Source organism: Streptomyces silvisoli (genome assembly GCF_029269905.1).
Classification (GTDB): Bacteria; Actinomycetota; Actinomycetes; order Streptomycetales; family Streptomycetaceae; genus Streptantibioticus_A; species Streptantibioticus_A silvisoli_A.
Map to the genome: position 1 here is coordinate 1 of NZ_JARJBC010000030.1, position 14434 is coordinate 14434.

Below are 14434 nucleotides of genomic sequence, written 5' to 3' on the forward strand. Positions count from 1 at the left end.
CACCCGCGCTGCGGACGTCAGTCCGTCGCGATCGCCGACAGGACGTTCATGCGCGAAGCGCGGAACGCGGGTGCCAGGGCGGCCAGGAGGCCGACCACCGCGGCGCCGACGAAGACCGTGACGATGGTGGACCACGGGATCGCCAGCGTCCCCAGGCCCCGCAGGGCCAGCAGCTTCTGGGCCGCCGTGCCCCAGCCCATGCCCAGGCCGAGGCCGATCACCGCGCCGAACATGGCGATCACCACGGACTCCAGCCGGATCATCCGCCGCAGCTGGCGCCGCGACAGCCCGATCGCCCGCATCAGGCCGATCTCCCGGGTCCGCTCGACCACCGAGAGGGCCAGGGTGTTGACCACACCCAGCACCGCGACGATGATCGCCAGCCCCACCAGCCCGTAGACCAGGTTGAGCAGTTGGCCCAGCTGGTCCCGCAGCAGCTTCTTGTAGTCGGCCTGGTTGCGTACCTGGACCTGCGGGAAGTCCCGCACCGATGCCTTGAGCGCGTCATACGCGGGCTGCGTGTTCTTGTGGTCGGCCGCCGTGGCGAACAGCATCACGTCCTGTGGCACCAGCTCCCGCGGCACGTACCGGCGTACGGTGTCCAGCCCCACGTACATCGCGCCGTTGTCGAACGAGGTGTTCTTCGACGTCACCGCGTCGATCCGCAGCCGGGCGGCACGCCCACCGGGGAACGTCGCGGTCAGGCTGTCGCCCAGCCGCAGCCCGTGGTCGTGGGCGAAGGTCTCGCCGACCGTCATGCCGCCCTCGGTGTACGCGTCCTTGACCTGGCCGGAGACCACCGGCACCCGCAGGTCGTCGGCGTACGTCGGGTCGGTGGCGTTCAGCGACTTCCTGGCCTTCGTACCGTCCGGCAGCGTCAGCACCACCGGCAGCGCCTTGTACTCGGTGACGTGACCCAGACCCGGCGTGCCCCTGACCGCCTTGACGACGTCGGGCGTGAACGCTCCGGAGTCGGTGGAGACGATGAAGTCGGCGCCGACCGACTTGTCGATCTGGTCGTCCGCCGAGGCCACCATCGAGGAACCCACCACGGAAAGCCCCGAGACCAGCGCGAGCCCGATCATCAGCGCGGCGGCGGTGGCACCGGTACGGCGCGGGTTGCGCAGCGCGTTGCGCTGCGCCATGCGGCCGACCGGGCCGAACGGCCGCAACGTGACCGCGCCCAGCACCCGCACCACCCCGGCCGCGAGCAGCGGGCCGATCACGATGAAGCCGATCAGGGTGAGCAGCACGCCGAAAGCCAGGTACACGCTGCCGGTCCCGGCGACCTTGGCGGCCCCCGCGGCCACCAGCGACGCGGCACCGGCACCGGTGAGCAGCAGGCCGATCACCGACCGCAGCACTGTGGACTTGTTGGCGGCCTGGCTGCCGCCCGCGTCGCGCAGCGCGGCCATCGGCGAGATCCTCGCGGCCCGGCGGGCGGGCAGATAGGCCGAGACGAGCGTGACGAGCACACCGAGTACCGCGCCCACCACGGGAGTCGACCACTTGATGGTCAGCTCGCTGGTGTCCAGGTGCATGCCCATACCGTTCATCAGCCGCATCAGGCCCATCGCCAGGCCGACTCCGCCCGCGATGCCGAGCGCGGAGCCGAGCACCCCGAGCAGCACCGCCTCGATCAGCACCGAGCGGTTGACCTGCCTGCGGCTGGCGCCGATGGCCCGCATCAGGCCGATCTCCCGGGTGCGTTGGGCGACCAGCATGGAGAAGGTGTTGACGATCAGGAAGATGCCGACCAGCACGGCGATCCCGGCGAAGCCGAGCATGCTGTCCTTCATCACGTTGAGGAAGCTGCCGACGCTCGACTTGTTCTCCGCCGCCGCCTCGGCCTTCGTCTGCACCTGGAAGCCGCCGCCCAGCGCGGTCACGGCCGCCGCCTTCAGCTGGTCGTTGGTCCTGCTGCCGTCGCCGTAGGCCTCGACGGAGGTGAACACCCCGCTCCTGCCGAGGAGTTCACGCTGTGCGGTGGGGGTGTCCAGGAACGCCATCGCCGCACCGGGGTTGGTGGTCTGGAAGGTGGCGATGCCGGTGATCTTCTGGGTGAAGGTGCCGTACGCGGACATCACCTTGACCTCGTCGCCGATGCCCAGGTGTGCCTTGGCGGCGGTGTCGGCGTCCAGCAGCACCTGCCCGGCCCCCCGCGGCGCCTGTCCCGAGGTGAGCTTGAGCGCGGCGTTGGGGGTGACCGTCCAGTTGGAGGCGATGGTGGGGGCGCCGGAGGTCGGGCCGATGCTCTTGTTGGTCTTCGGGTCGACCAGGGTGACCTGGGTCGACGAGGCGACGCCCAGGGCGTTCCGGACGCCCGGCTCGGCGGCGATCTTGCCGACGGTGGCGGCGGGCAGCGTGGCCGGTGGCGCGCCGTCGGCGTTGTCGCTGCTGCCCGCGTCCCTGGGCTTGACGGTGACGTCGGCGGATGTGGTGGCGAAGAGTTTGTCGAAGGTGGCGTTGACCGTGTCGGTGAACACCAGCGTGCCGCAGACGAACGCCACGGAGAGCAGGACCGCCACGGCGGACAGCGCCATCCGCCCCTTGTGCGCGAGGAAGTTGCGCAGCGAGGTCTTCAGGACGGTCACGAGGTCCTCCCACGGGCCTCGAAGTACTCAGCGGGGGTGCGGGGGTCGTCCCCCGAGAACTGCAGCATGCGCTCGAAGACCAGTTCGGCGGTGGGGTCGGCCATGTCGTCCACGATCCGGCCGTCCGCCAGGTACAGCACGCGGTCCGCGTAGGAGGCGGCCACCGGGTCATGGGTGACCATCACGATGGTCTGTCCGAGTTCGTCAACGGAACGGCGCAGGAAGCCCAGGACTTCCGCACCGGCGCGCGAGTCGAGGTTTCCGGTCGGCTCGTCACCGAAGATGATCTCGGGCCGGGCGGCGAGCGCCCGGGCCACCGCTACGCGCTGCTGCTGGCCGCCGGACAGCTGGCTCGGCCGGTGCTTGAGCCGACCGCCCAGGCCCACGGTCTGCACGACCGTGTCCAGCCAGCGCTTGTCGGGCTTACGGCCCGCGATGTCCATCGGCAGCGTGATGTTCTCCAGCGCGTTCAGGGTGGGCAGCAGGTTGAACGCCTGGAAGATGAAGCCGACTTGGTCCCGGCGCAGCCGGGTGAGCTGCTTGTCCTTCAGCTTGGTGATCTCCGTCTCGCCTATCCAGATGCGGCCGGAGGTGAGCGAGTCCAGGCCCGCGAGGCAGTGCATCAGCGTCGACTTGCCGGAGCCGGACGGCCCCATGATCGCGGTGAACTGGCCGCGGGCGATGTCGACATCGACGGCGTCGAGCGCGACGACCCTGGTCTCCCCGCCGCCGTACGCCTTGGTCACCTGCCGCGCCCTCGCGGCGACGGCCGTGCGCCCTCCGCTGCCGCCCGCTCGGGGAACTGCTACAGCCGTGGTCACGTTTTCTCCTGAAATGTCGTGGTGGTGTGCGGGTGTGCCCAGCGTCGCCGACGGGGGGTGTCCGATGCGATGGGGCAGGTCGCCGGTTCGGGATGGGGTTTCCCCCACCCCCTGGCCTGCGGTTCGCCATCGGTGCGGCATCAGTGCCATTTCAGGCTAGGGAGCGGTACGGCCCCGCTCCTCCTCCGCCGGGACGAACCGGAGGTATGAGGAACGACAGGGCATCCCCTAGGGGGCGCCGGACACACGACTGCCGCGGTCCCACGTGACGAGCGGGAACCGCGGCAGTGGACTTCGGCGCTACGGGTGGTCGGGGCTCTGGTCGGGCAACGCGCGGCCGGTGAGGGTGGACAGGCTGGTGCGGACATGGGACAGGTGCGAGCGGATCTCCTCGCAGTGGATCTCGTGCTCGCGCAACTCCCGTTCGCTGTCGCGGGCGACGCGCTCGGCCATGGCGTGCGCCTGGGCGACGATCGTCGTGGCCTCGGACTCCGCGTCGGCCTCGCGGCGGGCGGCCGCCTCCTCCGCCGCGGCGTGCGCGTGCTGCGCGTCGGCGAGCAGCCGTTCCGCCCGGTCGGCGAGATCGGTGAGGTGACTGTCCACCGCCGCCTCGCGCTCGGCGAGCCGGCTCTCCAACTCCGCCAGCCGCTGCCGCTGCTCCTTCTCGTGCTCGGCGACGATACGCGCGATCTCCTGCCGCACGTCCTCCAGGGCGCGCTCGGCGTCCTCGCGGGTGCGGGCGGCCTCCTGCTCGGCGGCGCCGCGCACATCGGCGGCGTACTTCTCGGCGGCGGCCCGTACGCCCTCGGCGGCCTCGTCGGCCGCGGTGCGCCGCTGGAGCGCCTCGGCCTGCGCCTGTTCCCGCACTTCCCGGGCGAGCTGCTCGGCCGTCTCCATCGAGCGTCTGGCCTCGGCCTCCGCCCGTTCCCTTACGTCCGCGGCCTCTTCCTCGACCATCTTCAGCAGCCGCTGCGCGCCCGCGCCCAGTGCCTCGTACGTCACCGGGCCGAGCGCCTCAAGGGCCGCGCGCAGACCACTGGCCTCGGCGTCCATCTCGTTGGCCAGGACCGTCAGCCGCGCGGCGCGCTCCCACGCCGCGTCGCGCTCCGCGGACAGGGCGGCGAGGAAGGCGTCAACCTGTTCGACCCGGTAGCCGCGGCCCCGGGCGGCGGTACTGAAGCCCTGGGGGGTCATCGACATCACCATGCTCAGCCCCTTGTCTCCCATAACCCGCCCTATCTTTCATGATTTGGGCGAAATACTCATGCCGCAACACTCCGCTGACCCTCTACCCAGCTTGCGCCACGACGCGCCCGAACCGCCTCATTACGGGGTCGCGGTATCGCGCCCCAGCGCGCCGGCAACCGTTCCGCGCCGCATCGTGACGGACACCACACCCGAAAAACAGCGGCGCGCCCCGCCGCAACCGGCGGGGCGCGCCCGTACCTCCAGGTTTCCCGGACCGCCTACAGCAGCCCGTCCCACATCTGTTCGAGCAGCACCGACCACCAGTTGTCCGGCGAGGCCAGCGCCGCGGGGTCCAGCGCCGCCAGCCGGGACTGGAAGTCGACCGTCCAACGGCCCGCCTGGTCGGGCGTGAGCCCGAGCCGCAGCCGCCACATGCCGCCCAGCAGCGCCAGGCAGCGGACGAAGTCCGGCAGGCTGGTGTTGACGAACTGGGTGTGGCTGGACTGCGCACCGGGCGCCGCCTCCAGCGGCACCGCCATGATGTGCGCCGTCCCGTACTGCACGCACAGCTGCCGACCGAAGTCGTTGCCCATCACCAGGTACGACGCCGCGTCCGGCGCCGCCTGGACGCCGCGCTCCACGGCGATCTCGGCGAGCGTCGGCACCGGGCGGCCGGGCTGCGCCTGCGCCCAGAAGAACGGCCCGAACTCGGTCGGCAGCCCGGCCCACACCAGCGTCTGCGCGACGATGTCCGGCACGCCCTGCCGGGCCACCGCCCGCTGGTCGAACCGGAACACCCCCTGCGGGCCGAACGCCTGCGCCAGTTCCTGCCCGATGGCCTGCAGCGGAACCGGCGGAACGCGCTGCACCTGCTGCGGGTTGGGCAGCGGCACGCGCTGCGGGCGGGGGCGTGCCGGGCCGTCCGCGACCTGCGCCAGCTCTCCCTGGTGGGTGAGCAGGTGCTGTACGCCCTGCTGGCGCGAGGCGTGGTCACGGCCGTACGGCGCGGTGTGGCTGATCCGCACCTGCGGCCAGGTCTCGCGGATCATCCGCGCACAGTAGCCGCCGGGCAGCTCGCACGACTCCAACTCGGTGTGTAGCTCCAGTACTTGCTGCGGCGGCACGTTCAACGACCGCAGCTCGTGCAGTATCTGCCACTCCGGGTGCGGCGTGCCGGGCGCGGAGCGGCGGATGATCTGCTGCTCGGAACCGTCGCCCGCGCGGTAGCGCAGTACGGCCATGTAGCCGGGGCCGACCACCGGCACCCCCTGCGGCGGCTGCGGGAAGCCGTAGCCGCCGGGAGCGCCGGGCGGCGGCGTACCGGGCGCGCCGGGTGGCGGGGGCGGGGGCGGGGGCATGCCGGGGCCGCCCTGGGGCGTGGCGAGCATCGTCGCGGCGGCGTGCGCCGGGGGAGGCGTCCCCGGGACGGGCGGCGGGGGCGGCGGGGCCGCCGCGGCACGGCCGGGGGCGCCGCCGACTCCCGGCGGCGGGGGCGGCGGCGGCGGGGTGCCGCGACCGGCCGGACCGCTTGTCAGGTCCGACGCACTGGCCAGCACCGTGGCGGCGGCATGGCTGCCGCCGCCCGCGCCCGGAGGCGGTGGGGGCGGGGGCGTTCCGGGTGCGCCCGGGGCGGCACTCGGCGGGGGCATGGGCACACCCGGCGGTGTTCCCGGCGCGCCCGGGGCGGGCGGCGGTGTGGGGCTGTCGGCGTCCAGCGACGGCACCAACTGGGTCGGGATGTAGCCGCCCGGCGCCGCGGGCGGCGGCGTGGGCGCACCCGGCACGGCCCGCTGCGGGGTGGGCGGCGACGGGGTGTGGCCGCGCGGCGGCATCCCCTTGGACGTCTCGGCGTCCGCGATGTCGCCCGCGGAGAGCCAGCCGGGCGGCGGCGTGGCGTGCACCGAGGGCCCGGTGGGCGGCGGCAGATGCGCAAGACCCTGGCCGCCCGGGGCGTTCCAGCCCGGCGGCGGAGTGTTCGGCACGGCGGGCGGCGCAGGAGTGGCCGGGCCGCCGCTGGCCGGGGTGTCGATGGCGGGCGCCACCCGGGTGGGCGGCAACGCGCTTCCGCCGGGCAGCAGTTCGGTCCTGGCCTCCGGGCGGGAGCCCGGCGGCGGGGTGTCCGGTGCGTCGGTGCCGCTGACCGGCGGCGCCAGCACGGTCGCGGGCGGTGCGACGGACACGGCGGCGGCGGAGGCGCCCGAGTCGGCGTTGGCGTCCGCCCAGGGGGTGGCGGGCGGCGGGGTGGGCGTGGAGCCGGTGTCCGTCGGTTCCGGGCTGTCCGCCGCCTGCGGGGCCGAACCCGGCGTCTGTGCGGCCGAGTTGCCCTCGGCGGCCTCCTCAGAAGTGCGCCGGTTGTCCGGGATGCCCATCTTGTCGGCCACGTCCTGCAGCCACTCCGGCGGGGTCAGCAGGAACGAAGTCGCCTCCAGGTCAAGCCGCTTGGGCGGCTCGGCCGCCGACTCCGGCTCGGGCGGCCGCGGGGTCCCGTACGCCAACTCGTAACTGCGGATCACCTCGTCCACCGGCAGCGCGGGCCACAGCGTGGTGCGGCCGCCCTCGCGGGCGATGACCAGCCGCGACCGGGCGCCGTCAGACGTCGGCCCGTCCTCGCGGTCCTCGGCCCAGACGACATAGCCCAGGTCGAACTCCCGCACCCGCACCTCCCGGCGCTCGTACACCGGGACGTCACCGTTGACCCAGGCCTCGGCGCGCTCATGCGCCTGCGTGAAAGTAATCACTGGGCCGACTCACTCCTCCACCGCGACGGCCCGCGCGAAGCCGCCGTCCACCATCAGGTTCGCCACCGTCTCCAACTCCGGCGGGTTGCCCGCGAGTCGCAGCAGGAAGGCGTCGAAATCATCGCCGCACGGCAGCAGCAGCGAACCGACCCGTTGCTGCGGCGAGTCCCAGTAGTCGTTCGTGTCCCGCGCGTCGTCGTACGGGCAGAACCACACCGTGCCGATCCGCTCACCCTTGACCTTCACCGCCAACAACCCGCCCTGCACGAAGCCGACGCCCAGGTAGTCCTTGGTGAGGTGGTCACGCAGGCACTTGTTGGCGTACCGCAGGTCGTCGGTGGCCGCCTCGTCGCGCACCGCGAAGAACGGCTGGTCGATCAGCAGGCCGAGTTCCGGGTCGAGCGCCACGCCGACCACCGGGCGGCCGCCCGACGCCTTAAGGAAGCCGCGGTAGGCGCCCGGCAGCCGGTAGCCGAGGTCCTCCTCGACCTCCCGCAGCCGCTGTTCGCTGATCGCGGCGAACACCGACTCGCCGCCGACGGCGTTCTCCTCGGCGTCCTCGGAGACCGCGAAGTGCACCGGCCGGGTCTCCTGCAGCGGGCGGGTGCCGCGCTTTTCGTGGTCGGCGGCGGCCGTGGCCAGCCCGCCGTGGTGCCGCAGCAGCGCCTTGACCTCGACGGGGACCAGCTCCATCCGGCGGCTGCCGACCACGTGGTGCCAGGTCCAGCCGGTCGGGGTGGCCACCGGGGACACGGGGAGGGTGCCGCGGCCCGCGGGGCCCGCGTCGAGGGAGGCGGTGGGCGACGGGCGGACGAAGAGTTCGTGGCCCGCCTGGAAGAGCGCGGCGTTCGCCGAAACGTAGTCGGTGAGCCGCAGTTCGTCGACGCCGAAGCCCTCCGGGGGGTCGGCGATCTCGACGGCGGCCCGGGCGTACGGCGAGAAGTCCGGATAGCCGTGTTCGTCCACCCGGACGCCCTGCGGATAGCGGGCGGCCCGGATCGGGTCCGGGAAGTGCACGACCTGCCCGGCGTAGGCAGCGTTCGGCGGGGCGGCCGTCGCCCCGAGCCGACCAGTCGTCATGGCGGATGCCCCCTGATGGATCTGTCGCTTGGGCACAGCCTATGGGGTGTGGCAACACCCCGGATCCGCCGCCTCCGCAGCCGGTTGTGATTCGCTGGCCAACGGCGGGTGCCCGCATGGGGGTTGAGGGGGCGTTGCGACAGGTTGGGTCCGAAAGCCGTCACATTCCGGCCACCGTCCCCACATTCTCGTCACCGTCGCGTGACGAATCTCCCGTATTTACGCCCGCCTTCCGTACCAACAGGCACATTTGGCAGGCTGGCCCTCTCAACGGGGGATGCACGGGAGGGAAGCACGGTCTTGCAAACAACACAACAGACGCGAACAGGCGCGGCGGCGGAGACAACGGCCATGGATCCGCGGCTCACCTGGAGCAACAGCGGCGACGGTACGGGTGCCCGCCCGCTCGGTCCGCCGCCGGTGCTGCGACATCGGCGCGACGGCATCCTCCCCGCCGTCGCCGCCGCCCTGTCCGTCCGCGGCGAAACCCTCACCTGCACCGGCGCCAAGGGCGACACCGCGCCGGAGCTCCATCCGCTGGTCGCCACGTTCCTGGCCGGACTCCCCATCGCGCAGCGCACCCGGTCCGCCGGGCGATGTCCGGAACCGGTGCTGCTCTCCCGGTTCCTGACCGCGCTGGCCGACAAGCGCACCGGACGCGCCGCCCGCAAGCCGCTCAGCCACGGCGAGGCCCGAAAGGCCCTCAAGCACAGCAAGCTGACCGCCCGCCGGATCCGCGAGGACGGCGACCCCGAGCACGGCGCGTACGCCCCGCCGTGCCGCACCTGCGCACCACTGCTGGTCCACTTCGGGGTACGCGCGGTCGACCCCACCGCGGAAGGGGAGTGAACGGCACCGTGGCATCCGTGAGCAGGACCAGCGCCCGCTTCCCGGACGGCGTGGACACCGCCCTGCGGGCGGCGGGCTGGCAGCCCGGCCGCTGGGACATAAAGCAGGCCGAGATATGGGCCGACGAACTACGGGCGTACGTCTCCCCAGGCGGCCACCGGCACGCCGTCTTCCCGGCCGCCGTCGAGGTGTGGGCGGAGTTCGGCGCCCTGGCGATCCCGCCGCAGAAGGGCAAGGGCCGCCAGATCGCGCCGACCGGGCTTGTCGTCGACCCGATCCGCGGGCTGCACCTCGCGCGTACCTTCGCCGACCTCGGGCGGGCGCTGGACACCGACGTGTGCCCGCTGGGCGCCGAGGCCGACGGCCAGGCGCACCTGGCGATCGACGCACACGGGCGGGTGTACGCCATCGACCACACCGGGGACTGGTACCTCGGCGAGACCTTCGACCAGGCCGTGGTCAGCCTGGTCACCGGGGTCCAGCCCATCCGGCTGTCGGTGAACGGATAGCTTCCGGCGCCTGTCGGTGCCCTGGGCCTCGGTGCCCGCGGCCACAGGCAGCTGCTGGACACCGCGACACCGCGGGTCCGGCGCGTGGGGATCGCCCGCCGTCACGGCGGACCACTCCTGACGCGAACACCGGACCCGCCGAGGGCCGGGAGCCTGCCCCGAATGACTCTTCCGCCGCGGCGCGGCGGTTGCGGACCCACCGCGACACCCCCGCGTCGGACGGACGGCCGACTCGGAGAGGGAACCGGGCAGCCCCCAGCAGAGCGCCGCTCATCCCCGCGCCGGAATCACCGCCGAGACGCGGAACCCGCCGGAGGGCCGGGGCCCCGCCACGAAACCGCCCCCCAGCGCGGACACCCGCTCCTTCATGCCGACCAGCCCGTTGCCGCCACTGGGCAGCCCGGCCGACGGCTGACCGTCCGGCGGCCCGTTCTCCACCAGGACCGCTATCTCCTGCGCCCGGTACGCCACCCGCACCAGCGTGGTGGCGCCCGCCGCGTGCTTGTGCACGTTGGTCAGCGCCTCCTGCACCACCCGGTACGCGGTCTGCTCCACCGGCGGCGACAACGGCCGCCGGTCGCCCTCCTCCGACAGCGACACCGCCATTCCGGCCGCCCGCGAGTGCTCCACCAGCACCCCCAGCTGCGCCAGGCACGGACCGTCCCCGTCCGCCTCCACCGCCGCGACCGGCCGCACCACCGGCTCCACCGGGCGCTGGCCGCCGCCCGCCACGGACTCGGTGCGCAGCACACCCAGCATCTGCCGCAGCTCGTTCAACGCCTGGCGGCCCATGTCACCCAGCAGTTCCGCGCTGCCCACCGCCCGCTCCGGGTCCTCCCGCACCACCGATCGCAGCGCCGAGGCGTGCACCACCATCAGGCTCACCCGGTGCGCCACGACGTCGTGCATCTCGCGGGCGATCCGGGTGCGCTCCTCGATCCGGGCCCGCTCCGCCCGTTCCCCCGCCTTCTCCGCCAGCAGCGACAGCTCCCGCTCCAGACCGTCGGCCCGCTCCCGCAGCGTCTCCACCAGCCGCCGCCGCGCGCCGACGTAGAGCCCGAGCAGCACCGGCGGCGCGGTCAGGCCGACCGCCACCAGCACGGTGATCGCCGCCACGCCCCACTTCGCGGCCGCACTGCTGCCGTGCCGCACCACATCGTGGTGCATCTGCACGAACGCCACGATCAGCGTCCCGGCCGCCGTCATCGTGGCCAGCGCCGAGATGATCCGCCGCGGCACGTCGGAGGCCGCCAGCGTGTACAGGCTGACCACCCCCAGCACCAGGCCCATCTGCGCCGGAGTGACCGCCAGCGCGATCAGCACCACCGCGATCGGCCAGCGCCGCCGCACCAGCAGCGCCGCCCCGACCACGAACCCGAACAGCACCCCCACCGCCAGCGGAATCCCGCTGCCACGGGCGAACGGCACCCCCTCCGCCGCGCACTCCATCGCGGACACCAAGGCCAGCGACGCGTCCAGGGCCAGGCTGCGCCGCCTGGCCCACCACCACGGTCCACCCCTGGGCGCGCCGTCTGCCGGCGCCTCCTGTTCCGTGACCCCCGTCATCGTCATACCTGTCAGCCTAAAGGCCCGCCGCGACAACCAGCCGGGCTCCCGCCCGCCGCCCGCCACCACCCTCAAACCCAGGCCCTGCGGGCCGCTGCGCCCGCCCGCCGCCCGCCACCACCCTCAACGCAGGCCCTGCGGGCCGCTGCGCCCGCCCGTCGTATCCGCACACCACCGGCGCAGCCGGTGCGAACGGCGCAGGTGCCCACCCATCGGACACCACGACCGGCACTCCCGGCGGCGCATATCCTGGTGCCCGTCGGACAGCGCGGTCCGCACCATCAGCCGTTCCCTGCCAAGGAGCCGCACCTGTGAGCAGCGCCGACACCACGCCCGACCCCACCGGTCCCGCCGACGACAACGCCGCCCTGCGCGCCGACATCCGCCGCCTGGGCGAACTGCTCGGCGAGACCCTGGTCCGCCAGGAAGGCCAGGAACTGCTCGACCTGGTCGAACGCGTCCGGGCCCTGACCCGCAGCGACGGCGAGGCCGCCGCCCGGCTGCTCGGTGAGACCGACCTACCCACCGCCACCAAGCTGGTGCGCGCCTTCTCCACCTACTTCCACCTGGCCAACATCACCGAGCAGGTGCACCGCGGCCGGGAACTGCGCGCCCGCCGCGCCGCCGAAGGCGGCCTGCTGGCCCGCACCGCCGACCAGCTCAAGGACGCCGACCGCGACCACCTCAAGGAAACCGTCCGCCACCTCGGCGTACGCCCCGTCTTCACCGCACACCCCACCGAGGCGGCCCGCCGCAGCGTGCTGAACAAGCTGCGGCGCATCGCCGAACTCCTCGACGTCCGCTCCACCGGCGACCACCGCCGCCACGACCTGCGGCTCGCCGAGAACATCGACCTGCTGTGGCAGACCGACGAACTACGGGTCGCCCGCCCCGAACCCGCCGACGAAGCCCGCAACGCCGTCTACTACCTGGACGAACTGTTCCAGGGCGCCGCCAGCGACGTCCTGGAGGACCTCGCCGCCGAACTCGAACGCGTCGGCGCCCCGCTCCCCTCCGACACCCGCCCGCTCACCTTCGGCACCTGGATCGGCGGCGACCGCGACGGCAACCCCAACGTCACCCCCGAGGTCACCTGGGACGTCCTGCTCCTCCAGCACGAACACGGCATCACCGACGCCCTCGCCCTCGTCGACGACCTGCGCGCCGCCCTGTCCAACTCCATCCGCAACTGCGGTGCCAGCGAGGAACTGCTCACCTCACTCGACCAGGACCTGGCCAACCTCCCCGAGATCAGCCCCCGCTACAAGCGGCTCAACGCCGAGGAGCCCTACCGGCTCAAGGCCACCGCCATCCGGCAGAAGCTCATGAACACCCGCGAGCGCCTCGCCGCCGGCACACCGCACACCCCCGGCCGCGACTACCTCGGCACCGGTGAACTCCTCGGCGACCTGGCCCTGCTGCAGGACTCCCTACGCGCCCACCGCGGCGGCCTGATCGCCGACGGCCGCGTCGAACGCGCCGTGCGCACCATCGCCGCCTTCGGCCTCCAGCTCGCCACCATGGACGTCCGCGAGCACGCCGACGCCCACCACCACGCCCTCGGCCAACTCTTCGACCGGCTCGGCGAGGAGTCCTGGCGCTACGCCGACATGCCCCGCGACTACCGGCGCAAGCTGCTCGCCAAGGAACTGCGCTCCCGCCGCCCGCTCGCCCCCACCCCCGCCCCCATGGACGCGGCGGGCGCCAAGACCCTCGGCGTCTTCCACACCATCCGCGAGGCCTTCGAACGCTTCGGCCCCGAAGTAGTCGAGTCCTACATCATCTCCATGTGCCAGGGCGCCGACGACGTGTTCGCCGCCGCCGTCCTCGCCCGCGAAGCGGGCCTGGTCGACCTGCACGCCGGCATCGCCCGAATCGGCATCGTGCCGCTGCTGGAAACCACCGAGGAACTCCAGCAGGCCGACCGCATCCTCGACGAGATGCTCGCCGACCCCTCCTACCGCAAGCTCGTCTCACTACGCGGAGACGTCCAGGAGGTCATGCTCGGCTACTCCGACTCCTCCAAGTTCGGCGGCATCACCACCAGCCAGTGGGAGATCCACCGCGCCCAACGCCGACTGCGCGACGTCGCCCACCGCTACGGCGTACGGCTGCGCCTCTTCCACGGCCGAGGCGGCACCGTCGGCCGCGGCGGCGGTCCCACCCACGAGGCGATCCTCGCCCAACCGTGGGGCACCCTCGAAGGCGAGATCAAGGTCACCGAACAGGGCGAGGTCATCTCCGACAAGTACCTGATCCCCTCCCTCGCCCGGGAGAACCTCGAACTCACCGTCGCCGCCACCCTGCAGGCATCCGCCCTGCACACCGCACCCCGCCAGCCCGAAGAAGCCCTGGCCCGCTGGGACGCCGCGATGGACCACATCTCCAACGCCGCCCACGGCGCCTACCGCAGGCTCGTCGATGACCCCGACCTGCCCGCCTACTTCTTCGCCTCCACCCCCGTCGACCAGCTCGCCGAACTCCACCTCGGCTCCCGCCCCTCCCGCCGCCCCGACTCCGGCGCGGGACTCGACGGACTACGCGCCATCCCCTGGGTGTTCGGCTGGACCCAGTCCCGGCAGATCGTCCCCGGCTGGTTCGGCGTCGGCTCCGGCCTCAAGGCCGCCCGCGAAGCAGGCCTCGACGCCACCCTGGACGAAATGCGGCAACACTGGCACTTCTTCCGCAACTTCCTGTCCAACGTCGAAATGACGCTGGCCAAGACCGACCTGCGGATCGCCCGCCACTACGTCGACACCCTCGTCCCCGACCACCTCAAGCACGTCTTCGCCACCATCGAAGCCGAACACGAACTCACCCAACGCGAAGTACTGCGCCTCACCGGCGAAGCCGAACTCCTCGACTCCAACCCGGTACTGAAGCAAACCTTCCGCGTCCGCGACGCCTACCTGGACCCCATCTCCTACCTCCAGGTGGCACTACTGCACCGGCAACGCCAAGCCGCCGCACAAGGCCAGGAACCCGACCCCGCCCTGGCCCGCGCCCTGCTGCTCACCGTCAACGGCGTCGCCGCCGGACTGCGCAACACCGGCTGACTCCACCGGCCTTCGCCCCCAACCGGGGGCGAA

9 protein-coding genes are annotated in these 14434 nt (G+C 72.9%); 3 read left to right on the plus strand and 6 right to left on the minus strand.

Going from position 1 to position 14434, the window contains the following annotated elements; all coding sequences use genetic code 11:
• Positions 1–17 precede the first annotated feature (17 nt).
• From P3G67_RS32125 to P3G67_RS32145, 5 genes are all read right to left on the minus strand, one after another.
• Positions 18–2594 (minus strand): ABC transporter permease, encoded by a 2577-nt coding sequence (locus tag P3G67_RS32125; protein WP_276096645.1) that lies wholly within the window; start codon positions 2592–2594, stop codon positions 18–20.
• Positions 2591–3415 carry an ABC transporter ATP-binding protein gene (locus tag P3G67_RS32130; protein ID WP_276096646.1) on the minus strand — a complete coding sequence of 275 codons (825 nt, stop codon included), beginning with the start codon at positions 3413–3415 and terminating at the stop codon, positions 2591–2593. The genes P3G67_RS32125 and P3G67_RS32130 overlap by 4 nt, the downstream gene beginning before the upstream one ends.
• A gap of 300 nt (positions 3416–3715) precedes the next feature.
• A complete protein-coding gene (locus P3G67_RS32135) occupies positions 3716–4621 on the minus strand; it encodes a hypothetical protein (protein WP_276096647.1) in 906 nt (301 codons plus the stop codon).
• Positions 4622–4881: 260 nt separating this feature from the next.
• On the minus strand, positions 4882–7341 hold the full coding sequence (locus P3G67_RS32140) for an SUKH-4 family immunity protein (protein WP_276096648.1): 2460 nt from the start codon (positions 7339–7341) through the stop codon (positions 4882–4884).
• 9 nt (positions 7342–7350) lie between these two features.
• Positions 7351–8421, minus strand: a complete 1071-nt coding sequence (locus P3G67_RS32145) for an SMI1/KNR4 family protein (RefSeq protein ID WP_269855738.1) — start codon at positions 8419–8421, stop codon at positions 7351–7353.
• A 351-nt stretch (positions 8422–8772) separates the two neighbouring features.
• On the opposite strand from P3G67_RS32145, the gene P3G67_RS32150 reads away from it, so the two are divergent.
• Positions 8773–9270: a YwqJ-related putative deaminase gene (locus P3G67_RS32150; RefSeq protein ID WP_276096649.1), complete on the plus strand. Its 498-nt coding sequence runs from the start codon at positions 8773–8775 to the stop codon at positions 9268–9270.
• Between the two features lie 8 nt (positions 9271–9278).
• A complete protein-coding gene (locus P3G67_RS32155; protein WP_276096650.1) occupies positions 9279–9779 on the plus strand; it encodes an SUKH-3 domain-containing protein in 501 nt (166 codons plus the stop codon).
• 270 nt (positions 9780–10049) lie between these two features.
• Here P3G67_RS32155 and P3G67_RS32160 read toward each other — a convergent pair whose 3' ends face one another.
• The gene (locus P3G67_RS32160; RefSeq protein WP_276096651.1) at positions 10050–11351 is read right to left on the minus strand and encodes a sensor histidine kinase; all 1302 of its coding nucleotides are present in this window, start codon (positions 11349–11351) and stop codon (positions 10050–10052) included.
• A gap of 305 nt (positions 11352–11656) precedes the next feature.
• Between P3G67_RS32160 and ppc the strand changes: the two genes are divergently transcribed.
• On the plus strand, positions 11657–14401 hold the full coding sequence (gene ppc / locus P3G67_RS32165; RefSeq protein WP_276096652.1) for a phosphoenolpyruvate carboxylase: 2745 nt from the start codon (positions 11657–11659) through the stop codon (positions 14399–14401).
• Positions 14402–14434: the final 33 nt, after the last annotated feature.